Below are 24,216 nucleotides of genomic sequence, written 5' to 3' on the forward strand. Positions count from 1 at the left end.
CCGTTCACAGCTCTCTGGACACCGCCTCGACCGCGCCGGCGACGGCCTTGACCACGATGTCGGCCTCCTCGCGGGTCAGGCACAGCGGCGGGGCGAGGCCCAGGATGTCGCCCTGGGGCATGGCGCGGGTGATGACGCCGCGGGCCAGCGTCGCCGCATAGATCCGCGGGCCGATCTTCAGCGCCGGGTCGAACGCCACCCGGTCGTCCTTGTCGGCGCTGAACTCCACCGCCGCCGCCAGGCCTTCGCCGCGCACGTCGCCGACGATGCGCTGCCCGGCCAGGGCATCGGCCAGGGACTGCCGGAAATAGGCGCCGGTCTCCCGCGCGTTCTCGACCAGGCCCAGGCTGTCGACCAGCTCCAGATTGGCGACTGCGGCGGCGGTGCACAGCGGGTGCGAGGAATAGGTCCAGCCATGGCCGATGGCGCCCAGCGCGTCGGAGCCCTTCTCCAGGATCTTCCAGACCTTCTCCGACACGATCACGCCGGATAGGGGCGCATAGGCCGAGGTCAGGCCCTTGGCGATGGTGATCAGGTCCGGCTTGATGCCGTAATGGTCGGACCCGAACATCGAGCCGAGGCGGCCGAAGCCGGTGATGACCTCGTCGGCGATCAGCAGCACGTCGTATCTGGCCAGGACCGCCTGGATCTTCTCCCAATAGCCTGATGGCGGCGGCACCAGCCCGCCGGTGCCGAGCATCGGCTCGCCGATGAAGGCGGCCACCGTCTCCGGCCCCTCGGCCAGGATCATCTCTTCCAGCTTGTCGGCGCAGGCTTGGGAGAACTGCTCCTCACTCTGCGATCGGTCCTGGCGGCCGTAATAGTAGGGGGCCTCGGTGTGCCGCACTTGGGTCAGCGGCAGGTCGAAGGCCTTGTGGAACACCTCCAGCCCGGTCAGGCTGCCGGTCATCAGGCCGGAGCCGTGATAGCCGCGCCAGCGCGAGATGATCTTCTTCTTCTCCGGCCGCCCCAGGACGTTGTTCACGTACCAGACCAGCTTGATGTTGGTCTCGTTGGCGTCGGAGCCGGACAGGCCGAAGAACACCCGCGACATGCCGGCGGGGGCCCGGTCGATGATCATCTTGGCCAGCTGGATCGACGGCTCGCTGCCATGGCCGACATAGGCATGGTAGTAGGCCAGCTTCTGCGCCTGCGCGGCGATCGCATCGGCGATCTCGCGGCGGCCATAGCCGACATTGACGCAGTACAGGCCGGCGAAGGCATCCAGGCTGCGCTTGCCGTCGCGGTCGGTGATGTAGACGCCTTCGCCGCCGGTGATGATCCGGTTCGGCGTCTCGCCCCGCGCATGGGCCGCCATATGGGTCGAGGGATGGAAGAAATGGTCGCGATCCCAGGCGTCGAGTTCGTTGCCGCGAAGGGCCATCGAAAGTCTCCTCAGTAAAAGGGTGCTGCTTGGACAGACGAGCCCGTCAAAATCGTCATTGCGAGGAGACGAAGTCGACGAAGCAATCCATGGCGCCGCCTGGCATGGATTGCTTCGCTGCGCTCGCAATGACGATCTTTCATGGGTTCAGGCCGCGTCGAGGCAGAGGTATTTCAGCTCGGTGAAGGCTTCGATGCCGTGGCGCGAGCCTTCGCGGCCGAGGCCGGACTGCTTGGTGCCGCCGAACGGGATCGGGGCGCCGGTGATCTTCACCCGGTTGATCGCGACCATGCCATAGTCCAGCGCCCGGCCCAGCCGCAGCATGCGGGCGCCGTCGCGGGTGACGACGTATGCGACCAGGCCGTATTCGGTGTCGTTGGCGCGGGCGACGACCTCGTCTTCGCTGTCGAACGGGACGACGGCGGCGACCGGGGCGAAGGTCTCCTCGCGCATGATCGCGGCGCTGTCCGGCACATCGGCCAGCACGGTCGGTGCGAAGAACAGCGGGCCGGCGGCATGGACCCCACCGCCGGTCAGGCAGCGGGCGCCCTGCGCCACCGCGTCCGCCACCTGGGCCGCCGCCTTGGCCACGGCGCGATCGTGCATCAGCGGCCCGATCTCGGTTTCGGAATCGAGGCCGTTGCCGACCTTGAGCGTGGCGACCCGGGCCGCGAAGGCCTGGCAGAAGGCGGCGTAGACCGGCCGTTCGACATAGATCCGGTTGGCCGCCAGGCAGTCCTGGCCCGAAGTGGCGAATTTGGCATCGACCGCGATCGACACGGCGCGGTCGAGATCGGCATCGGCGAAGACGATCAGGGGCGCGTGGCCGCCCAGCTCCAGCTGCAGCCGCTTGATCGTCGGGGCGCAGCGTTCGGCGATCAGCCGGCCGATCTCGGTCGACCCGGTGAAGCTCACGGCCCGCACCCGCTTGTCGGCGCACAGGCGGCCGACGATCGGCTCCGGGTCGCCGGTGACGACGTTGAACACCCCGGCCGGGATGCTCGCCCGCTCCGCCAGCTCGGCCAGGGCCAGGGCAGAAAGCGGGGTCTGCGACGACGGATGCGCCACCACGGTGCAGCCGGCGGCCAGGGCGGCCGCGGCCTTGCGGGTCAGCATGGCGCAGGGGAAGTTCCAGGGGGTGGCGACGCCGACCACGCCCAGCGCCTCGCGCCGCACCATCATCTCGGCGCCGGGCAGGTGGCTGGTGACGGATTCGACGTTCAGGCGCTTCGCCTCCTCGGCGAACCACTCGACGAAGCCGGCACCGTAATCGATCTCACCGCGGGATTCCGCCAGCGGCTTGCCCTGCTCCAGGGTCATCAGCAGGGCCAGGTCTTCCCTGGCCGCCAGGATGCGGTCGAACCAGTTGCGCAGCCGGGCAGCGCGCTCTTGCGGCAGCAGCGCCCGCCAGGCGGGAAAGGCGGCCTGGGCGGCGACGATGGCGCGGTCCGTCTCCGCCGCGCCCAGCCGGGCGACGCGGGCAATGGCGATGCCGGTGGCGGGATCGGTGACCTCGAACACGGCGCCGCTCGGCGCCGCGGTCCAGCGGCCATCGACATAGGCCATCTCGCGCAGCAGCCGGCGGTCGGTCAGGCGGCCCAGCGCCTCATGCTGGCTGGGCCGGGTGGCGAGGGCGGTCATGGGCGGGCCTCCGTCAAGGGCGAGGCCTGCAGGGTAGGGGCGGGGCCGGGGAGAAGGAGGCTGTTTGCGGGGGAGGATGGAGAGGATGTCTCCGCCCATCCCCTCCCGAGGAGAGAGTCTCTCCGGCCCCGCTAGGCCTGACCCGGTTCCGCCAACACCTCGATCGGCACGGCGACATCGTCCTTCACCGTGCGGGTGACGATGTAGGTGAAGTACCGGTCGATGCCGATCTCGCTCTCCAGCAGCCGGTCGATCAGCCGCTGGTAGCCGTCGATGTCGCGGGCGACGATCTTCAGGAGATAGTCGATGCCGCCGCCCAGCGACCAGCAGCCGACCACCTCCGGCACCGCCTTCACCGCCCGCTCGAACCGGTCGAAATCGGCCTGGCGGTGGGCGCCCAGCGTGATCTCGACGAACACCATGGCGAAGGGCGCGATCCGGCGCAGCGCGATGCGGGCGTGGTAGCCGGTGATGATGCCTTCCTGCTGCAGCCGGTGCAGCCGGGTCCAGCACGGCGTCGGCGACAGCCCGACCCGCTCGGCGAGGGCGAGTTTGGTGATGCGACCGTCGCGCTGGATCTCGGCGAGGATGCGCAGGTCGATGGGATCGAGCTTGACGGACATGGCGTAGACCATGCCGGGTCGGGATTCCGGTTGTCAATTGAACTGATCCTGGACCACAGTCCAATCATGACAATCTGGCAACCCGACCCCAACACCCTGCGCCGGCCCGCCTATCTGTCCCTGGCCGACCAGATCGCGCGCGCCATCGCCGACGGGCGGCTGCAGCCGGGGGAAAGGCTGGCGACGCATCGGCAGATGGCGGAGACGCTGGCGCTGTCGGTGCAGACCGTCAGCCGCGCCTATGAGGAGTTGATCCGCCGCGGCCTGATCTCCGGCGAGACCGGGCGTGGCACCTTCATCCGCCCGCCGCAGCGCGAGCCGGCGCCGCCTTATATCCCGGAGCGGCTGAGCGAGGTGATCGATCTCTCGATCCTGAAGCCGGTGGTGTGCGAGACCAAGCACATCGAGGCGATGAAGGCGGCGCTGCATGATCTGGCCGACACCCTGCCGCCCTCCGCCGTGCTGTCCTTCCGGCCGAACATGCTGTTCGCCCGCCATCGCCGGGTGGGCCAGGACTGGCTGCGCGACCATTGCGGGGTCGAGGCGACGCCCAGCACCATCCATCTGACCAACGGTGCCACATCGGGCATGACCATCGCCCTGATGGCCGCGGCGCCGCCGGGATCGACCGTGGTGACCGAGGCGGTGGGCCATCACACGCTGGTGCCGCTTGCCGCCTATCTCGGCCTGCGGCTGCAGGGCCTCGCGATCGATGCCGAGGGTGTGATCCCGGAGGCGCTGGACGAAGCCTGCCGCGAGGGCGATGTCCGCGCCCTGTTCGTCATGCCGAACCCGATCAACGCCACTGCCAGCCTGATGGGCGCGGCGCGGCGGGCGGAGATCGTTGCGATGGCGCGGCGCCACGGGCTGCAGATCATCGAGAACGACGTGCTGGCGCCGCTGTTGAGCGAGCGGCTGCCGCCGCTGGCGGCCCTGGCGCCGGAGCGGACGCTGTACGTCACCACCTTCACCAAATGCGTGATGCCGGGGCTGCGGGCCGGCTATCTCGTGGTGCCCGACCGGCTCTGCCCGGCCGTGGCCAACCGCAGCCTGGTCACCAACTGGATGGCGACCGGGCTGGTCGCCGAACTGGCCGCCCGCTGGGTCGAAACCGGCACGGCGGCGGAGCTGGTGCGCTGGCAGAACACGGCGATCCGCGGCCGCCAGGCGATCGCGGCGGAACTGCTGGCCGGCATCCCGCATCGCGCCCATCCGGAAGGGCTGCATGTCTGGCTGCCCCTGGGCGAAGGCCGGTCGGAGGAGGAGTTCGTGTCCCATGCCCGGCTGCAGGGCGTGGCCATCGCGCCGGGTGCGTCCTTCGCCATCGACGGCCGTCCGGCTTGGCCGGCGGTGCGCGTCTCGGTCGGGTCGACCACGCCGGAGCAGCTGCGCGACGGCCTCAAGATCGTGGTCAACCTGCTGCAGGGCGAACCGGAGCCGGTGTTGCTGGCGATGTAGAAACAGGCATGCCGATGCCTAACAAATCATCACGAACTGAAAATTGTACTGATTTGTTTTTCCATTTGACATGATTTTGTCTCCCTCCCATCGTGACGTCCATTCAAGGCCGTCGCCGCAACAGGGAGAGCGACTTGCCAGACCCGACATCATCGGCCCCATGCATCAGCGTCGAAGGCGTGACCAAGCGCTTCGGCCCGCTGACTGTGCTGAACGACCTGTCCTTCACCGTGAAGCCCGGTGAGAAGCTGGCGCTGATCGGCCCGTCCGGCTCCGGCAAGACCACCATCCTGCGCATCCTGATGACGCTGGAGGAGATCAACGGCGGCCACATCCGCATCGAGGGCGAGCAGCTGTTCCACATGCCGCGCAATGGCGGGCTGGTGGCGGCCGATGAGCGCCACCTGCACAAGATGCGCGCCAAGATCGGCATGGTGTTCCAGCTGTTCAACCTGTTCCCGCACAAATGCGTGCTGGACAACGTCACCTTGGCCCCGATGCTGACCGCCGGCGTCGACCGCAAATCGGCCGAGACGCGAGCGATGGAATTGCTCGAGCTGGTCGGCATGGCCGGCAAGGCCAAGGCGATGCCGGCGCAGCTGTCCGGCGGCCAGAAGCAGCGCGTCGCCATCGCCCGCGCTTTGGCGCTGCAACCCAGGATCATGCTGTTCGACGAGGTCACCTCGGCGCTCGACCCCGAGCTGGTGGAGGAGGTGCTGAACGTCATGCGCCGCCTGGCCGCCGAGACCGACATGACCATGTTGCTGGTCACCCACGAGATGAGCTTCGCCCACGACTTCGCCGACCGCGTCCTGTTCTTCGACCAGGGCCGGATCGTGGAGGAGGGGCCGCCGGACGCGATCTTCCGCAATCCGCGCGAGGAGCGGACCCAGATTTTCCTCAAGAAGATCATTGCCGCCGGCCATCGGGTCTGACGCCGCGCTGCGACAACGCAAAACAGGAGAGGCAGAAATGAACAATGGATTTTGCGCGCGTCTGGTCCTGGCCGCCGCGTCGGCCGTGGCTTTGGCGCAGCCGGCCGCAGCCGACACGCTGGACAATCTCAAGGAGCAGGGCTTCGCTCGCATCGCCATCGCCAACGAGCCGCCCTTCACCGCGGTGGCGGCGGACGGCAAGGTCTCCGGCGCCGGGCCGGACGTGGCCCGCGAGGTGTTCAAGCGCATGGGCGTGGCCGACGTCGTCGCCTCGATCTCGGAATACGGCGCCATGATCCCCGGGCTGCAGGCGCGCCGCTTCGATGCCGTCACCGCTGGCCTGTTCATGAAGCCGGAGCGCTGCCGCGCCGTCGCCTATTCCCAGCCGATCCTGTGCGACGGCGAGGCCTTCGCGGTGAAGAAGGGCAATCCGCTGAACTTCCAGAGCTATGCCGACATCGCCGCCAATGCCGACGCCAAGATCGGCGCGCCCGGCGGCGGCACCGAGGAGCGGCTGGCACTGGAGGCCGGGGTACCGCGGGAGCGGGTGATCGTGGTGCCGGACGGGCAGAGCGGCATCAAGATGCTGCAGGACGGCCGCATCGACGCCTATTCGCTGCCGATCCTGTCGATCCAGGACCTGATGAAGAAGGCGTCGGACCCGAACATCGAGATGATCGGCCCGGTGAAGAACGCCCCGGTCTATTGCGACGGTGCCGCCTTCCGCAAGCAGGACACGGCGCTGCGCGACGCCTTCGACAAGGAGCTGGCGGCGCTGAAGCAGTCCGGCGAATTCGCCAAGATCGTCGAACCCTACGGCTTCTCGGCCAAGGCCGCGATCGAGACCAACCGCGACGCGCTGTGCGGCGGTCCGAACTGAGGGGCTGAGGGAAGAGCCGCCGCATGACCGACTGGGCCGGCTATTTCGGGCTGATCCTGCAGGGCGCCTGGGTGACGATCGAGCTGACCGTGCTCGGCTGCGCCCTGGCGTTGGTCGTCGCCTTCCTGGCCGGGCTGGGGCGAATCTCGTCCAGCTTCGCCCTGCGATCGCTGGCCACCGTCTATATCGAGTTCTTCCGCGGCACCTCGATCTTCGTGCAGCTGTTCTGGGTCTATTTCGTGCTGCCGCTGGCGGGGTTCGAACTCAGCCCGCTGCAGGCCGGGGTGCTGGCGCTGGGCCTCAATGTCGGGGCCTATGGCGCCGAGGTGGTGCGCGGCGCGGTGCAGTCGATCGGCCGCGAACAGCGCGAGGCCTGCGTGGCGCTGAACCTGACACGGCGGCAGAGCCTGCGCCATGTCATCCTGCCCCAGGCCTTCGTGCTGATGCTGCCGACCTTCGGCAACAATGCGATCGAACTCTTGAAGGCCACTGCCGTGGTGTCGCTGATCTCGCTGGCCGACCTCACCTTCCAGGCCCAGATCGTGCGGGCCCAGACTGGCAGCACCGCCTTTCCCTTCCTCACCATCCTGGTGATCTACTTCCTCCTCGCCACGCTGATCTCGACGGGAGTGCGGGCGCTGGAACGCCGCCTGGCGCGCGGCCTCGACGGCGTGCGGAGCTGACGCCATGGATTGGGACTGGGCCTTCGTCGTCGAGATCCTGCCGACCCTGCTGCAGGGCGCCAAGATCACCATCCTGGCCACCATCCTGGGCTATGCCCTGGCGGTGGTGCTGGGCCTCGGCCTGGCGCTGCTGCGCCGGTCGCCGCGCCGCTGGCTGGCGCGCGGCACCGGCTTCGTCGCCGAATTCATCCGCGGCACCCCGCTGCTCGTGCAACTCTACTTCCTGTTCTACATCATGCCGGATCTCGGCCTGACCCTGTCGCCGCTGACCGCCGGGGTGATCGGCCTCGGCCTGCACTACGCCACCTACACGGCGGAGGTGTACCGCGCCGGCATCGACAACACGCCGCGCGGCCAGTGGGAAGCGGCGAAGGCCTGCAACCTCACGGTCGGCCAGAGCTGGCGCCACATCATCCTGCCGCAGGCGATCCCGCCGATGATCCCGGCCCTGGCCAACTACTTCATCGCCATGTTCAAGGAGACGCCGCTGCTCTCCGCCATCACGGTCCTGGAGCTGATGAACCAGGCCCGCAGCGTCGCCAACTTCAACTACCGCTACCTGGAGCCGATCACGCTGGTCGGCGCCTTCTTCCTCGTCATCAGCCTGATCGCCGTGACCGGCCTCCGCGTCCTGGAGCGCCGCTTCCGGCCGCTGCGCTGACCCGGAGTCGATGATGCCGCTGCCCGAGATCGAACGATCCGCCCTGCCGCTCAGCTTCGACGACCGGCCGCTGCCGAAGCGGGTCGGCCTCGTCACCCTGGCGACCGACCACACCAGCGAGCCGGATTTCCGTCGCATGGTGGCCAGCGACCGGATCGGCGTCTATGTCGCCCGCATCGCCTATGCCAACCCGACCACGCCGGAGAATCTGCGCCGGATGCAGCCGCGGCTGAGCGAAGGCGCCCGGCTGATCCTGCCGGAAGAGGATCTGGATCTCGTCTGCTACTCCTGCACCTCGGCGTCGGTGGTGATGGGCGACGATGCGATCGAGGTGGCGATCCGCGAGGCCAAGCCCGGCGTCACCGTGGTGACGCCGCCGCTGGCCGCGCGCCGCGGCCTCGACGCGCTGGGCGTCCGCCGGATCGCGCTGCTGACGCCCTACACGGTCGAGACCAGCCGGCCGATGGCGGCCTATTTCGCCGATCACGGCTACGGCATCGCCCGCTTTACCTGCCTCGGCCTCGACGACGACCGGGAGATGGCGCGGATCACCCCGGCTTCGATCATCGCGGCGGCCGAGGCGGCGATGACGCCGGACGCCGAGGCGCTGTTCATCTCCTGCACCGCCCTGCGTGCCGCCGGGGTGGCGGCGGAGATCGAGCGCCGGATCGGCAAGCCGGTGGTGACCAGCAACCTCGCCACCGCCTGGATGGCCCTGCGGCTGTGCGGCGACGACCAGCCCCGGCCGGATCTCGGCCGGCTGATGGCGGTGTGAGGGGCGGGGTGATGGTCGGCGCATCCCATTCGAGCAATTCGGGCTATTCGAGTCCCCCCTCCCCTTGCGGGWGGGGGGTAGGGGGAGGGGGTTCCCTCCGCCAGAACCGGCCGCATCCGGTCGGAACTCCGAGGCCCATCGCATTCGCGCGCGGACGCGCGCAGACCCCTCCCCCTGCCCCCCTCCCGCAAGGGGAGGGGGGACAAAAAAAGGTGGGCCTGCGTCCTGAGGGAACAGTTCGTAGGTTGGGTTCGCCAAGTGCGAACCCAACCTACGTCTCTCTGCGGACGGCGAGGCCCGCCCGATGACCCACGCCGTCACCCTCGCCACCATCCATGCCGCCGCGGAGCGCATCGCCGGAGAGGTCGTGCGCACGCCGCTGGTGCCGTCGCCGACCCTGTCGGAGCGCGCCGGCGCGCCGGTGTTCCTCAAGCTCGAGACCCGGCAGACCACCGGCAGCTTCAAGCTGCGCGGCGCGACCAACGCGGTGCTGTCGCTGCCGCCGGAGGCCCGCAAGGTTGGGATCGCCGCCGCCTCGACCGGCAATCACGGCCGCGGCCTGGCTCATGCCGCCGCCCGCCAAGGCCTGCGTTGCATCGTGTGCATGTCCGCCCTGGTGCCGGAGAACAAGGTCGCCGCGATCCGCACCCTGGGGGCGGAGATCCGCATCGTCGGCCGGTCGCAGGACGACGCCCAGGATGAGGTCGACCGGCTGGTGGCGGAGGAGGGGTTCACCGCCATCCCGCCCTTCGATCACCCGGATGTGATCTCCGGCCAGGGCAGCATCGGGCTGGAGATCGTCGCCGACGTGGCCGACGTGGAGCAGGTGGTGGTGCCGCTGTCCGGCGGCGGCCTGTTCGGCGGCATCGCCGCGGCGGTCAAGGCGTTGCGGCCACTGGCCCGGATGACCGGCGTGTCGATGGAACGCGGCCCGGCGATGCAGCTCAGCCTTGCCGCCGGCCGCCCGGTGCCGGTCGAGGAATTGCCGACCCTGGCGGATTCGCTCGGCGGCGGCATCGGCCTGGACAACCGCCACACCTTTGCCCTGGCCCGCGACCTGCTGGACGAGGTCGTGCTGCTGGCCGAGGCCGAGATCGCCGCGGCGATCGACCACGCCTATGCCGCGGAGCAGGAGATCGTCGAGGGCGGCGGCGCGGTCGGCATCGGCGCGTTGCTGGCCGGCAAGCTCACCGTATCCGGTCCGACCGTGCTGGTGGTCTCGGGCCGCAACATCGACATGGCGCTGCACCGCAGGATCGTCAGCGGCGCCTGGGAGGAGACACCGTGCCCCGCATGACCATCGTGACGGAGGCGGAACTGCGCCGCGCCGTGCCGCTCGACCGCGATACCGTCGCCTGCGTCGAGCAGGCGTTCCTGGCGCTGGCCACCAAGGCGGTGGTGATGCCGCCGATCCTGCGCCTGGACATCCCTGAGCATCATGGCGAGGTCGATGTGAAGACCGCCTATGTGCCCGGCCTGGACGGCTTCGCCATCAAGATCAGCCCCGGCTTCTTCGACAACCCGAAGCTGGGCCTGCCCAGCACCAGCGGGCTGATGGTGCTGTTCAGTGCCAGGACCGGGCAGGTCGATGCGGTGCTGTTCGACAATGGCTACCTGACCGACGTGCGCACCGCCGCGGCGGGCGCGGTGGCGGCCAGGCACCTGTCCCGCAAGGATGCGAAGGTGGCCGCGATCTTCGGTGCCGGCATGCAGGCGCAGCTGCAGTTGCAGGCGCTGATGCTGGTGCGGCCGATCGTCGAGGCGCGGATCTGGGCCCGCCGGCCCGAGCGGGCGGATGCCCTGGCGGTGACGTTGTCCGACCGGCTGGGCATCGCCGTCCGCGCCGAGGTGGCGCCGGAAGCAGCGGTCGACGGCGCCGACATCATCGTCACCACCACGCCGGCGACCGAACCGGTGCTGAGCGCCGGCTGGCTGTCGCCCGGCCAGCACATCACCGCGATAGGCTCGGACGCCGAGCACAAGAACGAGCTGGATCCCGCCATCCTCGCCCGTGCCGACCTCTATGTCGCCGACAGCCTGGCGCAGGTGCGGCGGCTGGGCGAGCTGCATCACGCCATCGCCGCCGGCACCGTCGCGGCCGATGCCGTCTTCCCCGAACTCGGCGCCGTCATCGCCGGCACCGCGCCCAGCCGCAGCTCCGCCACCGCCATCACCGTCGCCGACCTCACCGGCACCGGCGCCCAGGACACCGCCATCGCCACCCTGGCCCGCGGCCGCGTGGCCGCCGCCGGCATCGGCACCCCCTTCGAAAGCTGAAAGGCACCGCCATGTCCGTCACCTTGAACTTCAGCCGCGAGGAATATGCCGCGCGGCTGGCCAAGACCCGCGCCGCCATGGCCCGCCAGGGGATCGACCTGCTGTGGGTCAGCGACCCCTCGAACATGGCGTGGCTGACCGGCTATGACGGCTGGTCCTTCTACGTCCACCAGGGCGTGCTGGTGCCGCCGGAGGGCGAGCCGATCTGGTACGGCCGCGGCCAGGACGCCAACGGCGCAAAGCGCACCGCCTATCTCGCGCATGACAACATCATCGGCTATCCCGACCATTACGTGCAGTCGACCGAACGGCACCCGATGGACCGGCTGGCCGGGATCATCGACTCGCGCGGCTGGGGCCGGCTGTCGATCGGCGTCGAGATGGACAATTACTGGTTCTCGGCCGCCGCCTTCGCATCGCTGCAGCGCCACCTGCCCAACGCCCGCTTCGCCGACGCCACCGCGCTGGTGAACTGGCAGCGCGCGGTGAAGAGCCCGCAGGAGCTGGACTACATGCGAAAGGCCGCGCGCATCGTCGAGGCGATGCACAAGCGGATCGTCGAGAAAGTCGAGCCCGGCCTGCGCAAGAACGACCTCGTCGCCGAGATCTACGATGCCGGCATCCGCGGGGTGGACGGCGTCGGCGGCGACTATCCCGCAATCGTGCCGCTGCTGCCCTCGGGCGCGGACGCCTCGGCGCCGCACCTGACCTGGGACGACAAGCCGATGCGCAGCGGGGAGGGAACCTTCTTCGAGATCGCCGGCTGCTACAAGCGCTACCACTGCCCGCTGTCGCGCACGGTGTTCCTGGGCAAGCCGACCCAGGCCTTCCTCGACGCCGAGAAGGCGGTGCTGGAGGGGATGGAGGCCGGGCTGGAGGCGGCGCGGCCGGGCAACACCTGCGAGGACATCGCCCATGCCTTCTTCGGCGTGCTGAAGAAGTACGGCATCACCAAGGACAACCGCACCGGCTACCCGATCGGGCTGAGCTATCCGCCGGATTGGGGCGAACGGACCATGAGCCTGCGCCCGGGCGACCGCACCGTGCTGGAGCCCGGCATGACCTTCCACTTCATGACCGGGCTATGGCTGGAAGACATGGGGCTGGAGATCACCGAGAGCATCGCCATCGCCGAGGGCGGGGTCGAGATCCTGGCCGACGTGCCGCGCCAGCTCTTCGTCAAGCCATGACCGGTGTCGACCTGCCGCCATCGCCGATCGTGCCGTCGGTCGATTTCGACCGCGACGGGGTGCAGCACGGCACGCTGCGCCTGCCCTACAGCCGGGACGATTCCGCCTGGGGCTCGGTGATGATCCCGATCGCCGTGATCCAGAACGGGGAGGGCCCGACCGCCCTTCTCACCGGCGCCAATCACGGCGACGAATACGAGGGCCCGATCGCGCTGTTCGACCTGGCGCGGACGCTGGATCCGGCGCAGGTGCGGGGGCGGGTGATCATCGTCCCGGCGATGAACTACCCGGCCTTCCGCGCCGGCACCCGCACCTCGCCGATCGACAAGGGCAATCTGAACCGCAGCTTCCCCGGCCGGCCCGACGGCACCGCGACGCAGAAGATCGCGGACTATTTCCAGCGCGCCCTGCTGCCGCTGGCCGACATCGTGCTGGACTTCCATTCCGGCGGGAAGACGCTGGATTTCGTGCCCTTCGCCGCCGCCCATATCCTGCCCGACAAGGACCAGGAGGCGCGCAGCTTCGCGGCGGTCGCGGCCTTCGCGGCGCCCTGGTCGATGCGGATGCTGGAGATCGACGCCGTCGGCATGTACGACACCGCGGCCGAGGCGGCGGGCAAGGTCTTCGTCACCACCGAACTCGGCGGCGGCGGCACCGCCACGGCCCGCACCGTCGGCATCGCCAAACGCGGCGTGCGCAACCTGCTGCGCCATGCCGGCATCCTGGCGGAGGCGGTGGAGCCGGCGCCCAGCCGCTGGCTCGACATGCCGTCTTCCGACTGCTTCTGCTTCGCGGAGCAGGACGGCATGGCCGAGACCTGCGTCGATCTCGGCGACCCGGTGCGGAAGGGCGACGTCATCGCCCGGATCCACCCGGTCGACCGCACCGGCGGGGCGCCGGCGGAATACCGGGCGGCGCTGAACGGCATCCTCGCCGCCCGGCACTTCCCCGGCCTGGTCAAGGCGGGGGACTGCCTGACGGTGATCGGCACCGTGGAGGATTAGGGCGTCACGGTCGGTTCATGTCGGCGAACACCGCCTTCAGCCGGGCCGCGGCGAAATCCATGAAGGCCCGGACCTTGGCGGTCGCCAGCCGGCCTTCGGGGGCGATGAGATGGGCGGGCAGCGGGGGCAACTCGTCGTCCGGCAGCAGGATGACGAGGCGGCCTTCCCGGACGTGGCGGTCGATCTTGTACGACATGACGCGCAGCACGCCCTCGCCGTCCACGGCGGCGTCCACCGCGGCCTGATCGGCATTGACCATCAGGCGCGGGCGCACCCGCACGTTGCGGTTCACCCGGTGTCCCGGCGCCGGCGGGAAGCTCCAGACCTCATTCGGGCTCAGCGGGGCGATCGCGATGCAGTCATGCTCCGAAAGATCGGCCGGCACCGTGATCGCCGGCTTGCGCGCGAGGTAGTCCGGCGAGGCGCACAGCACGCGCCTGACATTGCCGACATGCAGCGCGATCATCGCCGAATCCGGCAGGGCCGCGATCCTCAGCGCCACGTCCACGCCCTCCTCGATCAGGTTGATCATCTGGTCGAGCAGCAGGAAGCGGACCTGGACGTCGGGATGGGCCCGCAGGAAGGCGCCGATGATCGGGCGCAGGATCTGGGTTCCGAACATCACCGGCGCCGTGATCGTCAGCAGGCCACGCGGCGCGGTTCGTTCGCCGGCCACCGACAGGTCGGCTTCCTCGAGGTCGGTCAGCATGCGGCGGCAGGCCGCGGCGTAGCGTTCGCCCGCATCGGTCAGCCGCAGGCCACGCGTGCTGCGATGCAGCAGCTGGACGCCGACCTGGCTTTCGAGAAAGGCGATGGCGCGGGTGACGGCGGCCGGTGAGCGGCCCAGCCGACGTCCGGCACCGGCAAGGCTCCCTTCATCGAGCGTGGTGACGAACACGCGCATGGCGTCCAGTCGGTCCATCGGTCCTTCCGGCTGGCGAAAGCAAGGCTTTCCCACGATAGACGTTCTGGCGACGGGGACAAAGCCGTAGCCTCTTGCGGCGGCAGATGGGTCACTCCCCCGCAGGCCCTCCAGATGAGGAAGACCGAGATGCAAGCCCCGAAGCCGGCCGTCACCCACCATCGCACCGTCGCCATCGAAGGCGTGGAGGTCTTCTACCGCGAGGCCGGCCCGGCCGATGCGCCGGTCGTGCTGCTGCTGCACGGCTTCCCGACCTCGTCGCATATGTTCCGCAATTTGATCCCCGCTTTGGCGGACCGCTACCGCGTGATCGCGCCGGACTATCCCGGCTTCGGCCAGAGCGGCATGCCCGACCACCGGGAGTACGCCTACACCTTCGCCCACTACGCCGATGTGGTGGACGGGCTGCTGGAGCAGCTCGGCGTCCGGCGCTACGCCATGTATGTGATGGATTATGGCGCGCCGGTCGGCTACCGCCTGGCGCTGAAGCACCCCGAGCGGGTCAGCGCGCTGATCATTCAGAACGGCAACGCCTATGAGGAGGGCCTCAAGCAGTTCTGGGACCCGATCAAGGCGTATTGGGCGGAGGACTCGGCGGCGCGGCGCGAGGCGCTGGCCTTCCTGGTGGCGCCGGAGACGACGAAGTTCCAGTACACCGACGGCGTGCGCGACGTCTCACGCATCTCCCCCGACAACTGGGTCCACGACCAGGCGCTGCTGGACCGGCCGGGGAACAAGGACGTCCAGCTCGACCTGTTCAAGGACTACGGCAGCAACGTCCCGCTCTACCCCCAGTTCCAGGCCTTCTTCCGCGAGCGCAAGCCGCCGACGCTGATCGTGTGGGGCCAGAACGACGTCATCTTTCCGGCCGACGGCGCCCACCCCTACAAGCGCGACCTGCCGGACCTCGAATTCCACCTGTTCGACACCGGCCATTTCGCCCTGGAGGACAAGGCCGACGAGATCTTCCCCCTGATCCGCGACTTCCTCGATCGGAAGGTAGGGGGCGGGCCGTGACGCCGGCCGATCACCCCGTCGCGTCACGCCAGGGCTTCTGTCTGTGCTGCGGCGGCTCGGCCACCTTCGCCCCTGACGGCAGCTGGCTGACCCCGCACCAGGTCTTTACCGAGGCCCGCGGCATCGTCGACACGATCCGCGCGGCGGCGGCCACGGCGCCGATCCAGGTCCACACGCTGCGCGGCAATGTCAGCGTGCTCGAGGGGTCCGGCGGCAACATCGCCGTGCTCACCGGCCCGGACGGCAAGCTGCTGGTCGATGCCGGCATCGGCGTGTCCCGGCCGCAGCTCACCAAGGCCCTCGCCAGCCTGGGACCCGAGCCGATCACGCACCTGATCAACACCCATTGGCATTTCGACCATGCCGACGGCAATGAATGGCTGCATGCCGAAGGTGCTGCCATCCTGGCCCATGAGAACACCCGCAAGCATCTCATCGCCGCCCAGCGGGTCGAGGACTGGAACTTCGACTTCCCGGCATCGCCGCCGGGCGCCATTCCGGCCGACGTCTTCGCCACGGACCGGAGCGTGCAACTGAACCGCTCCACCCTCGCGCTGAAGTATTACGGCCCGGCCCACACCGACAGCGACATCTCCGTCACCTTCGCCGAGGCGGACATCGTCCACGCCGCCGATATCTACTGGAATGGGATCTACCCGTTCATCGACTATTCGACCGGCGGCAGCATCGACGGCACGATCCGCGGGGCCGAGGCCACCCTGGCTGTGACCACCGACAAGACGATCATCATCCCGGGCCACGGCCAGCCCGTCAGCAACCGGGCGGAGCTCCAGGCCTATCGCGACATGCTGGTGGCGATCCGGGACAACGTCGCGGCGCTGAAACGCCAGGGCCGGTCCCTGGAGGAGATCGTCGCGGCCAAGCCGACCGCGGCCTATGACGCGAAATGGGGCCAGTTCGTCATCGGCCCCGCCCTCTTCACCAAGCTGGTCTACGAGGGCGTCTGAAACCGCGCCGGGCCTACGACCTGCCGATCACGGTCCGGGAGACCGCCAACAGCCGCCCCGGACCGTTCACGGCCGCGAACAGCAGCCCGGCGATGAAGGAGAAGTGATCGACGAAGAAGCCGAACTCGGCCTGGTTCCCCGCCCAATGCGATGGGCCGTGGAAGGCGAAGGCCAGGAACAGGACATAGGCCGCGGCGACGAGCGCCGCTTCCGAGAAGAACGCGCCCGTGAGGAAACAGATGGCCAGCGCACATTCCAGGATCGCGGCAAGCCAGGCCAGGAGAAGCGGAGCCGGAAAACCCGCGGCGGCGATGTAGCCCGCGGTGTCGCCCATGCCGAGGAACTTGAAGCTCACGGCCATGATGAAAACCGCGGCGAAGATGATCCTGCCGATGAGAATAGCGATCGACCGCCACGAGGGTTCTGATGCATCCATGCTCGTCGGCCTTTCCCCCATGTAAGATACGCAGAGTAACCGAACTGGAATACCAGGTTCAACTGCTGGGCTGGCGCGAGTCGCGACCTTGCGGGAACTGAGGCGCTCGCGATCCTATCAAAGAATTGCCAGGGCCGTGGTCGCCACCAGGATGGCCGCGAACAGCAGATTGACCACCCGGGATATCGTCGGTTGGTGCAGTAGTCTGGCAAAGACGCTGCCGGCGACCAGCCAGGCGAGATGGATCAGGGTGATCATCCCGGTCAGCACCGCCACCTTGATCATCGTTTCCGTCAGGCGGGAATCGGCGGCGAGCGTGGTGCCGGTGAAGACCGCGGCGATGGCGAGATAGGCCTTGGGATTGGCCACCGCGAGCAGAAAGCCGCCGACGAGGCCGGGCGCCTGGACGTCCCGGCCGGGTTCGGACAAGGGCGGCGCCGTGGCGATCCTGAACGCCAGATAGATCATGTAGGCGACGGACAGGCCCAGCAGGACCGGGGCAAGGCGTGGCAGCGACAGCAGGATTGAGACCAGCCCCGCGGCGATCGCGAGCAGGACGGCGGTGGTGCCCAGGATCAGCCCCGACACATAGGGCAGGGACCGCCGGAAGCCGAAGGCGGCGCCGACGGCGGTGACGCTGATGGTCGACGGGCCCGGGCTGCCCATCACCACCAGGGCCGCCAGGACCAGCGACAGGACGGGGTGCCAGGCCCCGGGGTCCAAAAGCAGCTGATCCATCATGGGAATCCCTGTAGCGTCGCCGGATGGGAACCAGGCTACAGGGGCGAAGCGACGCCGGTCTTGGACGCTTGTGCGACACCGGCCCGCGCGGCGGTAGGGCCAAGGGCGCCTGCAGCCACGGCCTCACGCCGGGGCAATGGGCCGCCGCGCTCGGCTAGCCCATCGGTCAGGCCAGCCCCATCTCCCGCATATCCTGGAACCGGTCGGCGATGCGCGGATGCAGCCGGCCGCCATCCGCGGCACCGATCGCCACCAGCACCTCGTCCGGCCCCGGCGCGTCGGTGACGGCGAATTCGGCGGTGATGAAATGCGACCGCTTGCCGGTCTCGGTCTTGTGGATCATCGGCACCGAGACGGTGACGCCGGCCGGCCCGCGGGTGTTGGTGAAGCTGAGATAGGCGGTGCCGCCCACCGCGTTGCGGAACACATTGCCGAAGCGCAGCGTGTGGATCAGGGCGGAGGCGTGCTCGACCTCGCCGCCGGTGCCGACGATCGCGGCCTTGCCATAGGCCTCGATCCGGTCCGCCGGCATCAGCTCGAGCAGCCGGGCGACCAGCGCCTCGGCCAGCGGCGGGGCGATCGCCAGCACCTCCGGCCGCAGGTCCTCGACGAAGCCGCGCCCTGCCCAGGGGTTCGCCAGCACCGCCGCGACGATGACCGAGGTCACCGGCCGGGCGCCGCGCTTGCCGCCCTCGATGAATATCTGCTCCGTGTGGGCGGCGATCTTGCGGATCTCAAGCGTCATGGCGCGCTCTCATGCTCTCGGCTGGTTCGGAGGCCGCGACCCTAGGCAGCGCCGCGGCGGGCGTCTTCCTATGAATCGGAGGAAACGGACGCTGAAATCCCCCCGGCCGGGAGGTAGAGTGGGGCGCGCGCCCGCGCCTAAACTCGGCATCGTTTCCGCAGATGAGCCATTTGCCCTTGGACCACCGGTCGCTGCTCCGCGCGCTTCGCGATGCCGCCAGCCTGATCAATTCCAGCGGCGACCTCGCCACCATGCTGCGGCACCTCGTCTACGCCGCCTGCCACCACGGCATGTGGTCGATGGGCGCGGTGATGAGCGTCGACCAGCAGAACGGCTATGCCTATGTCGTGGCCCGGCACGATCCGACGCTGATCCCGAACGTGCTGGAGAACCGCTGGAACCTCGCCACCAGCCCGTCGCTGATCGCCCTGACGCGCAACGAGCCGGTGGTGATCCCCGACGCCTTCGCCTCCGAGGAGTTCCCGGCCTACCGCCAGGAGGCGCATGAGCGCGGCTACCGCACCGTGGTGGTGCTGCCGATGGGCTGCCACGACGCCGAGGGCCGCGCCATGGTCCTGACCGTGCAGTCGCGCACCGTGGTCGAGGTCACCGAGGACGACCTCGCCTTCCTCGGCAGCATCGTCCATCTCGGCGCCATCGCCGTCGACAAGGCGCACCGGCTGCGGGCCGAGCACGTCTTCGCCGAACGGTTGCAGAGCGTGCTGGCGGTGAATTCGGCGCTGATGGAGCAGGTGCTGGCCGACGGGTCGGTGGTGTCGGCGGCGGCGATGATCGGCGAGGTGTTTCCCAACCCGATCGTGGTGCTGGACCTGACCGCCAACCTGATCGTCGCCGGCCGTTCGCCGCGGCCCGAGATCCTGGACGACGCGGCCTGGCAGCTGGCCGTTCGCACCACGCTCAACCGGCAACTGGTGAAGGCGGCCCGCGCCGCCGTGGACCAGCCGCGCGCCGAGGCCTGGGACCTGCATCTCGACCATGGCGCCGGGCGGTTCAAGGTGGCGGCGCGGATCGAGCCGCTGGTGATCGACCGCGAGGCGGTCGGCGTGCTGATGGTGTTCCCGCGCTCGACCGATTTCGGCGACCTCGACCACCTCTTGCTCGACAGCGCCAAATTCGCGCTCAGCGTCCAGATGATGCGCAGCTTCATCCGGTTCCGGGCGGAATCGCAGACCCTGACCGACCTGTTCTCCGAGATCGTCGAGCAGCGCTGGCGCGACCCGGCCGACATCACCGCCCGGGCGCTGCGGCTGGGCTTCGACCTAGCCGTGCCCGCCCTGCTGATCGCGGTCGGTCTTCCGGCCGGTACCGGCATCGGCACCGCCACGGGGCTGGAACTGCACCGTTCGGTGACCCGCGCGGCGCAGGAACAGCATCCCCAGTCCAGCGCCGTGGCCTTCGGCGATGCCATCATCTGCCGGCTGCCGACCGATGGCGGCGACGGCGAGGAGGCGGCGCGGAAGCTGATGCGCCGGATCGTGGAGGAGGCGCGGCGGGTCCTCGACGCCGTCCCGATCGTCGTAGCCAGCAAGCCGTGCCGCGCGCTGGGCGACTATCCCGGCGCCTGGGAGCAGTGCCAGCGCATGATCGTGCTGGCCCGCCGCTTCCATCGCCAGGGGGTGCTGACGCCGCAGGATTTCGGGCCGTTCCCGGTGCTGCTGTCGGCCGCCGACACCGATGAGGTCCGGGGCTTCGTCGACGGCGCGATCGGCGCCGTGGCGCGCCACGACCAGAAGCACGGCACGGCCTATATCGAGACCCTGGCCCGGTTCCTCGACCAGGGCTGCCGCAACCAGGCCTGCGCCGACGCCATGGGCCTGCACGTCACCACGCTGCGCTATCGCCTGGCACGGATCCACGAGCTGTTCGGCATCGAGCTGGACACGCCGGAGCGGCGCTTCTCGCTCGAACTCGCCATCCGGCTGCACGGCATGGTCAAGGACGGCGCCGGCCGCGGCTGACGCCCCCGCTTGCTCCGACGGATAGGAGCATCATCGCCTCCGCTTCCTCTCGACCGCAGGAAGATCACCCGGTTCCGAGCGAATAGCCTCACTCGAAATCGAGGAGGCCCCGCGGATGTCAGCACCCCAGCAGAACGGTCACAGCCCGATCGACGCCGTCGAGCTGCGGCGGGCGTTCGGGACCTTCGTCACCGGGGTCACCGTCGTCACCACCTGGGACGGGGAGGGGGCGCCGCGCGGCATGACCGCGAACTCCTTCACCTCGGTGTCGCTCGACCCGCCCCTGCTGCTGGTCTGCATCGGCAGGCACGCGGCCAGCTTCCCGGCGTTCAGTACCTCCACCGCCTTCGCCGTCAACCTGCTGCACGAGGCGCAGACCGACGTGTCGTCGCTGTTCGCGTCGAAGTCGCCGGACAAGTTCGGGGCGATCTCGCACGACACCGTCCACACCGGCGCCCCGGTGCTGACCGACTGCATGACCTGGTTCGACTGCACCGTGCACGACCGGGTCGAGGCCGGCGACCACATGGTGCTGATCGGCCGGGTGCAGGCCTTCGGCACCAGCGCCTCGGCCCCGCTCGGCTTCTGCCGCGGGCGCTACGCCGCGGTGAAGGACCCGCTGCCGGCCGGCTGGTCGCCGTCGCACAGCATGGTGGTCGGCTACCTGATCGAGCATGACGGCCGCATCCTGCTGCGCGCCGACGGCCACGGCGGCTGGGGCCTGCCCACCGCGCGCCGCCGCCGGGCCGAGCACGCCGTCGACCTCGACGATGTCGGCGCCCTGCCGCTCTTGTCCGACTCCACCTTCCTCTATGCGGTGTTCGACGTCGGCGACAGCGACCCCGGCTACATCATCTATCGCGGCCGGCTGGAGGACGCGGCCCCGGCCGCCGCACTGCCGCCCGACCTCCGCTTCTTCGCGCCCGAGGATCTGCCCTTCGAGGCGATCCCGGTGCGCGAGATCCGCTCGATGCTGCGGCGCTACCTGCGCGAACGCAGCTCCGACCGCTTCGGTATCTACATCGATTCCAGCGATGGCGGCCGCGTCGCGATGATCGATGGCGACGCCCGCCCCTGGCAGGCCAGCGACGCCTGAGCCGCCCCTGAAATTCCGACCGAAGAGACGCATGATGAGTCATTCCGTGAAGAGCATCGAAGGGTCGCGCCAGGGCCTGTTCATCGGCGGCCGGCGCGTGGCGCCGCTGTCGGGCCGCTATATCGCGAGCTATGACCCGACCACCGCCGAACCCTGGTACGAGGTGGCCGATGCAGGGGCCGAGGATGTCGATGCGGCGGTGCGCTCGGCCCAGGCCGCCTTCGTCGACCCGGCCTGGCGCCGCATGACCCAGACCGACCGCGGCAAGCTGGTGCGCCGGCTGGCCGACCTGCTGCTGCAGCATGCCGACGACCTCGCCCGGATCGAGACCCGCGACAACGGCAAGCTGCTGCGCGAGATGCTGGCCCAGCTGCGGGCCATGCCCGACGCCTATCTCTACTTTGCGGGGATGGCCGACAAGCTGCAGGGCGACACCATCCCGGTCAACAAGCTGGACATGCTGAACCTGACGCTGCGCGAACCGGTCGGCGTGGTCGGCATGATCACGCCGTGGAATTCGCCGCTGATGCTGCTGACCGGCACGCTGGCGCCCTGTCTGGCCATCGGCAACACGGTGGTGATCAAGCCGTCGGAGCACACCTCGGCCTCCACCTTGGCCCTGGCCGAGATCATCATGGAGGCGGGGTTCCCGGCCGGCGTGGTCAATGTCGTGACCGGCAACGGGGCCACCGCGGGCGAGGCGCTGACCCGCCATCCCGGCCTGGCCAAGATCGTGTTCACCGGCAGCACCGCGACCGGCAAGCGGATCGCCGCCAACGCCGCGTCCCAACTGGTGCCCTGCCAGATGGAGCTGGGGGGCAAGTCGCCGCATGTGGTGTTCGCCGATGTCGACCTCGACCGCGCGGTGAACGGCGTCGTCGCCGGCGTCTTCGCCGCGGCCGGGCAGACCTGCATCGCCGGGTCGCGCTGCTTCGTCGAGGCCGGCATCTACGACAGGTTCGTCGACAGCCTGGTCGACCGCACCCGGCGGATCCGCATCGGCCATCCCGAGAACGACGACACCGAGATCGGGCCGCTGGCCCTGTCGGCCCAGCTCGAGAAGGTCGAGGGCTATGTCGGCTCCGGCGTCGCCGAAGGCGCCCGGATCGCGGTCGGCGGGCACCGGCCGCAGCAGGGGGAGCTGGGGCGCGGCTGGTATTACGAGCCGACGGTGCTGGTCGATGCGCGCAACGACATGGGCTTCATGCGCGACGAGATCTTCGGCCCGGTGATCGGGGTGGTGCCGTTCCGCGACGAGGCGGAGCTGATCGGCCTGGCCAACGACACCCGCTACGGCCTGGCCGCCGGCATCTGGACCCAGAACATCGACCGCGCCCTGCGCTTCGCCCGCAACGTCGATGCCGGGACGGTGTGGATCAACACCTACCGCTCCGCCGCCTACATGTCGCCGAATGGCGGCTTCAAGGAAAGCGGCTACGGCCGGCGCGGCGGCTTCGAGGTGATGCGCGAGTTCTCGCGCCTCAAGAACGTCGTCGTCGACTACTCCGGCGCGACCCAGGACCCGTTCGTCATCCGCCTGCGCTGACGGCGCCGCACCTCGCAACCTTTCGACCCAATGGGGAGAGCGACCCGATGAAATTCGCCGTTTCGATCAATATGGAGCGCTTCAGCCCGGCCCGGGACATGCAGACCGTCATGGCCGAGACGCTGGAGCTGGTGAAGATGGCCGATGCCGGCGGGTTCGAGACCGTGTGGACGGCCGAGCACCACACCATCGAATGCACCATCGCGCCGAACCCGTTCACCACCCTAGCCTGGTACGGCCACCACACCGACCGGATCCGCCTGGGCACCGCCACCCTGGTCGCGCCCTACTGGGACCCGATCCGCCTGGCCGGCGAGGCTGCGCTGTGCGACCAGCTGACCGGCGGGCGCCTCGAATTCGGCATCGCCCGCGGCTCGTACCAGTACGAGTTCGACCGCATGGCCGGCGGCATGATCCAGCAGGAGGGCGTGGCCTATCTCAAGGAGATCGTGCCGGCGGTGAAGGCGCTGTGGGCCGGCGACTACGCCCATGACGGCAAGTACTGGAAGTTCCCGCTGGCGACCTCGGTGCCGAAGCCGCTGCAGAAGGGCCACCCGCCGATCTGGGTCGCCGCCCGCGACCCCGGCACCTTCGACTGGGCCGTCGGCATCGGCGCCAGCATCCTGTCGACCCCGCTGTCCGCCCCGGCGGCGGAGATCGCGGTGCTGGGCGACAAGTTCGCTAAGGCGGTCGCCGACCATCCGAAGGTGCCGCGGCCGCGCTTCATGATGCAGCGCCGGACCTGCGTCTATGAGCGGCCGGAGGATTGGGAGGTGCCGGTCCGCCACAGCGTCGATTACGGCCGCTATTTCGAGAACCTGTTCCAGAATGTCGGCACCGTGACCAACGGCTTCCCCGAGGCGGTGCCGTTCGAGGTCGTGGCCAACCGGTCCAATTACAGCCCGGAAAGCGTGCGCGAGAACCTGATGTTCGGCACGCCGGACGAGGTGATCGAGAAGCTGCTGCCCTATGAGGCGGCGGGGGTCGACCAGTACTGCCTGGGCCTGTCCTTCAACCTGCCCTTCGAGCTGCAGAAGAAGACCCTGTCGCTGTTCATCCGCGAGGTCATGCCGGTGTTCGCGGAACGGGCGCGGTCCCGCGCGGCGGATGCGGCCAAGCTGGCGATGGCAGGCTAGGTCTGGCTTTGGGAATGTCTGACTCACAGATCCTCCGGCATACCCCGATTGCCTCTCCCGCTTGCGGGGCTTCTCAGAATGCCTCCGGATCGTCCCGGAGGTTCGCAATGACTTCGACC

23 protein-coding genes are annotated in these 24,216 nt (G+C 69.2%); 16 read left to right on the forward strand and 7 right to left on the reverse strand.

Going from position 1 to position 24,216, the window contains the following annotated elements:
* Positions 1–4: 4 nt before the first annotated feature.
* The 3 genes from AB4112_RS16070 to AB4112_RS16080 form a co-directional block, all read right to left on the reverse strand.
* The gene (locus AB4112_RS16070) at positions 5–1,384 is read right to left on the reverse strand and encodes an aspartate aminotransferase family protein (protein ID WP_441720981.1); all 1,380 of its coding nucleotides are present in this window, start codon (positions 1,382–1,384) and stop codon (positions 5–7) included.
* A gap of 147 nt (positions 1,385–1,531) precedes the next feature.
* Positions 1,532–3,025, reverse strand: coding sequence for an NAD-dependent succinate-semialdehyde dehydrogenase (locus AB4112_RS16075; protein ID WP_441720983.1), 1,494 nt, complete (start codon positions 3,023–3,025; stop codon positions 1,532–1,534).
* 131 nt (positions 3,026–3,156) lie between these two features.
* A complete protein-coding gene (locus AB4112_RS16080; protein WP_309793088.1) occupies positions 3,157–3,648 on the reverse strand; it encodes an Lrp/AsnC family transcriptional regulator in 492 nt (163 codons plus the stop codon).
* Between the two features lie 66 nt (positions 3,649–3,714).
* On the opposite strand from AB4112_RS16080, the gene ehuR reads away from it, so the two are divergent.
* The 10 genes from ehuR (at position 3,715) to doeB (ending at position 13,511) form a co-directional block, all read left to right on the forward strand.
* Positions 3,715–5,106 carry a MocR-like ectoine utilization transcription factor EhuR gene (gene ehuR, locus AB4112_RS16085; RefSeq protein ID WP_441720985.1) on the forward strand — a complete coding sequence of 464 codons (1,392 nt, stop codon included), beginning with the start codon at positions 3,715–3,717 and terminating at the stop codon, positions 5,104–5,106.
* 134 nt (positions 5,107–5,240) lie between these two features.
* Entirely contained in the window at positions 5,241–6,041 is an 801-nt protein-coding gene (gene ehuA, locus AB4112_RS16090; protein WP_309793086.1) for an ectoine/hydroxyectoine ABC transporter ATP-binding protein EhuA, read from the forward strand.
* A 37-nt stretch (positions 6,042–6,078) separates the two neighbouring features.
* Positions 6,079–6,921 carry an ectoine/hydroxyectoine ABC transporter substrate-binding protein EhuB gene (ehuB, locus tag AB4112_RS16095; protein WP_309793085.1) on the forward strand — a complete coding sequence of 281 codons (843 nt, stop codon included), beginning with the start codon at positions 6,079–6,081 and terminating at the stop codon, positions 6,919–6,921.
* A gap of 23 nt (positions 6,922–6,944) precedes the next feature.
* A complete protein-coding gene (gene ehuC, locus AB4112_RS16100) occupies positions 6,945–7,604 on the forward strand; it encodes an ectoine/hydroxyectoine ABC transporter permease subunit EhuC (RefSeq protein ID WP_309793084.1) in 660 nt (219 codons plus the stop codon).
* Positions 7,605–7,608: 4 nt separating this feature from the next.
* Positions 7,609–8,265, forward strand: a complete 657-nt coding sequence (gene ehuD / locus AB4112_RS16105; protein ID WP_309793083.1) for an ectoine/hydroxyectoine ABC transporter permease subunit EhuD — start codon at positions 7,609–7,611, stop codon at positions 8,263–8,265.
* Between the two features lie 13 nt (positions 8,266–8,278).
* The gene (gene eutA / locus AB4112_RS16110) at positions 8,279–9,040 is read left to right on the forward strand and encodes an ectoine utilization protein EutA (protein ID WP_309793082.1); all 762 of its coding nucleotides are present in this window, start codon (positions 8,279–8,281) and stop codon (positions 9,038–9,040) included.
* 304 nt (positions 9,041–9,344) lie between these two features.
* A complete protein-coding gene (gene eutB / locus AB4112_RS16115) occupies positions 9,345–10,337 on the forward strand; it encodes a hydroxyectoine utilization dehydratase EutB (protein WP_309793081.1) in 993 nt (330 codons plus the stop codon).
* A complete protein-coding gene (gene eutC, locus AB4112_RS16120; protein ID WP_309793079.1) occupies positions 10,334–11,317 on the forward strand; it encodes an ectoine utilization protein EutC in 984 nt (327 codons plus the stop codon). The genes eutB and eutC overlap by 4 nt, the downstream gene beginning before the upstream one ends.
* Before the next feature lie 11 nt (positions 11,318–11,328).
* Complete coding sequence (gene doeA / locus AB4112_RS16125; RefSeq protein ID WP_309793077.1) at positions 11,329–12,507, forward strand: ectoine hydrolase DoeA; 1,179 nt, start codon at positions 11,329–11,331, stop codon at positions 12,505–12,507.
* Positions 12,504–13,511, forward strand: a complete 1,008-nt coding sequence (gene doeB / locus AB4112_RS16130; protein ID WP_309793076.1) for a N(2)-acetyl-L-2,4-diaminobutanoate deacetylase DoeB — start codon at positions 12,504–12,506, stop codon at positions 13,509–13,511. The genes doeA and doeB overlap by 4 nt, the downstream gene beginning before the upstream one ends.
* Before the next feature lie 4 nt (positions 13,512–13,515).
* On the opposite strand, the gene AB4112_RS16135 is transcribed toward doeB, so the two are convergent.
* Positions 13,516–14,433, reverse strand: a complete 918-nt coding sequence (locus AB4112_RS16135) for a LysR family transcriptional regulator (protein ID WP_309793075.1) — start codon at positions 14,431–14,433, stop codon at positions 13,516–13,518.
* A gap of 129 nt (positions 14,434–14,562) precedes the next feature.
* Here AB4112_RS16135 and AB4112_RS16140 point away from each other — a divergent pair, with 129 nt between their 5' ends.
* Complete coding sequence (locus AB4112_RS16140) at positions 14,563–15,450, forward strand: alpha/beta fold hydrolase (protein ID WP_309793074.1); 888 nt, start codon at positions 14,563–14,565, stop codon at positions 15,448–15,450.
* A complete protein-coding gene (locus tag AB4112_RS16145; RefSeq protein WP_309793073.1) occupies positions 15,447–16,418 on the forward strand; it encodes an MBL fold metallo-hydrolase in 972 nt (323 codons plus the stop codon). Before AB4112_RS16140 ends, AB4112_RS16145 begins: the two co-directional genes overlap by 4 nt.
* 13 nt (positions 16,419–16,431) lie before the next feature.
* Here AB4112_RS16145 and AB4112_RS16150 read toward each other — a convergent pair whose 3' ends face one another.
* The 3 genes from AB4112_RS16150 to AB4112_RS16160 all read right to left on the reverse strand — a co-directional run bounded on the left by AB4112_RS16150 (position 16,432) and on the right by AB4112_RS16160 (position 18,340).
* Positions 16,432–16,854 carry a DoxX family protein gene (locus AB4112_RS16150; protein WP_309793072.1) on the reverse strand — a complete coding sequence of 141 codons (423 nt, stop codon included), beginning with the start codon at positions 16,852–16,854 and terminating at the stop codon, positions 16,432–16,434.
* Between the two features lie 117 nt (positions 16,855–16,971).
* Entirely contained in the window at positions 16,972–17,592 is a 621-nt protein-coding gene (locus tag AB4112_RS16155) for a LysE family translocator (protein WP_309793070.1), read from the reverse strand.
* Positions 17,593–17,761: 169 nt separating this feature from the next.
* Entirely contained in the window at positions 17,762–18,340 is a 579-nt protein-coding gene (locus tag AB4112_RS16160) for an amino acid synthesis family protein (RefSeq protein WP_309793069.1), read from the reverse strand.
* A 161-nt stretch (positions 18,341–18,501) separates the two neighbouring features.
* On the opposite strand from AB4112_RS16160, the gene AB4112_RS16165 reads away from it, so the two are divergent.
* From AB4112_RS16165 to AB4112_RS16180, 4 genes are all read left to right on the forward strand, one after another.
* Positions 18,502–20,319 (forward strand): helix-turn-helix domain-containing protein, encoded by a 1,818-nt coding sequence (locus tag AB4112_RS16165; RefSeq protein WP_309793068.1) that lies wholly within the window; start codon positions 18,502–18,504, stop codon positions 20,317–20,319.
* A gap of 115 nt (positions 20,320–20,434) precedes the next feature.
* Positions 20,435–21,415 carry a flavin reductase gene (locus AB4112_RS16170; RefSeq protein ID WP_309793067.1) on the forward strand — a complete coding sequence of 327 codons (981 nt, stop codon included), beginning with the start codon at positions 20,435–20,437 and terminating at the stop codon, positions 21,413–21,415.
* A gap of 46 nt (positions 21,416–21,461) precedes the next feature.
* On the forward strand, positions 21,462–22,961 hold the full coding sequence (locus AB4112_RS16175) for an aldehyde dehydrogenase (RefSeq protein WP_441720998.1): 1,500 nt from the start codon (positions 21,462–21,464) through the stop codon (positions 22,959–22,961).
* A 47-nt stretch (positions 22,962–23,008) separates the two neighbouring features.
* Positions 23,009–24,097 (forward strand): LLM class flavin-dependent oxidoreductase, encoded by a 1,089-nt coding sequence (locus tag AB4112_RS16180; RefSeq protein WP_309793064.1) that lies wholly within the window; start codon positions 23,009–23,011, stop codon positions 24,095–24,097.
* Positions 24,098–24,216: the final 119 nt, after the last annotated feature.

The sequence above is a fragment of the Inquilinus sp. 2KB_23 genome (assembly GCF_052115705.1).
GTDB lineage: Bacteria > Pseudomonadota > Alphaproteobacteria > DSM-16000 > Inquilinaceae > Inquilinus > Inquilinus ginsengisoli_A.

Coding starts and splice junctions, on each gene's coding strand:
- AB4112_RS16070 (WP_441720981.1), bottom strand. CDS start 1,384: ATGGCCCTTCGCGGCAACGAACTCGACGCCTGGGATCGCGACCATTTC.
- AB4112_RS16075 (WP_441720983.1), bottom strand. CDS start 3,025: ATGACCGCCCTCGCCACCCGGCCCAGCCAGCATGAGGCGCTGGGCCGC.
- AB4112_RS16080 (WP_309793088.1), bottom strand. CDS start 3,648: ATGTCCGTCAAGCTCGATCCCATCGACCTGCGCATCCTCGCCGAGATC.
- ehuR (WP_441720985.1), top strand. CDS start 3,715: ATGACAATCTGGCAACCCGACCCCAACACCCTGCGCCGGCCCGCCTAT.
- ehuB (WP_309793085.1), top strand. CDS start 6,079: ATGAACAATGGATTTTGCGCGCGTCTGGTCCTGGCCGCCGCGTCGGCC.
- ehuC (WP_309793084.1), top strand. CDS start 6,945: ATGACCGACTGGGCCGGCTATTTCGGGCTGATCCTGCAGGGCGCCTGG.
- ehuD (WP_309793083.1), top strand. CDS start 7,609: ATGGATTGGGACTGGGCCTTCGTCGTCGAGATCCTGCCGACCCTGCTG.
- eutA (WP_309793082.1), top strand. CDS start 8,279: ATGCCGCTGCCCGAGATCGAACGATCCGCCCTGCCGCTCAGCTTCGAC.
- eutB (WP_309793081.1), top strand. CDS start 9,345: ATGACCCACGCCGTCACCCTCGCCACCATCCATGCCGCCGCGGAGCGC.
- eutC (WP_309793079.1), top strand. CDS start 10,334: ATGACCATCGTGACGGAGGCGGAACTGCGCCGCGCCGTGCCGCTCGAC.
- doeA (WP_309793077.1), top strand. CDS start 11,329: ATGTCCGTCACCTTGAACTTCAGCCGCGAGGAATATGCCGCGCGGCTG.
- doeB (WP_309793076.1), top strand. CDS start 12,504: ATGACCGGTGTCGACCTGCCGCCATCGCCGATCGTGCCGTCGGTCGAT.
- AB4112_RS16135 (WP_309793075.1), bottom strand. CDS start 14,433: ATGGACCGACTGGACGCCATGCGCGTGTTCGTCACCACGCTCGATGAA.
- AB4112_RS16140 (WP_309793074.1), top strand. CDS start 14,563: ATGCAAGCCCCGAAGCCGGCCGTCACCCACCATCGCACCGTCGCCATC.
- AB4112_RS16150 (WP_309793072.1), bottom strand. CDS start 16,854: ATGGATGCATCAGAACCCTCGTGGCGGTCGATCGCTATTCTCATCGGC.
- AB4112_RS16155 (WP_309793070.1), bottom strand. CDS start 17,592: ATGGATCAGCTGCTTTTGGACCCCGGGGCCTGGCACCCCGTCCTGTCG.
- AB4112_RS16160 (WP_309793069.1), bottom strand. CDS start 18,340: ATGACGCTTGAGATCCGCAAGATCGCCGCCCACACGGAGCAGATATTC.
- AB4112_RS16165 (WP_309793068.1), top strand. CDS start 18,502: ATGAGCCATTTGCCCTTGGACCACCGGTCGCTGCTCCGCGCGCTTCGC.
- AB4112_RS16170 (WP_309793067.1), top strand. CDS start 20,435: ATGTCAGCACCCCAGCAGAACGGTCACAGCCCGATCGACGCCGTCGAG.
- AB4112_RS16180 (WP_309793064.1), top strand. CDS start 23,009: ATGAAATTCGCCGTTTCGATCAATATGGAGCGCTTCAGCCCGGCCCGG.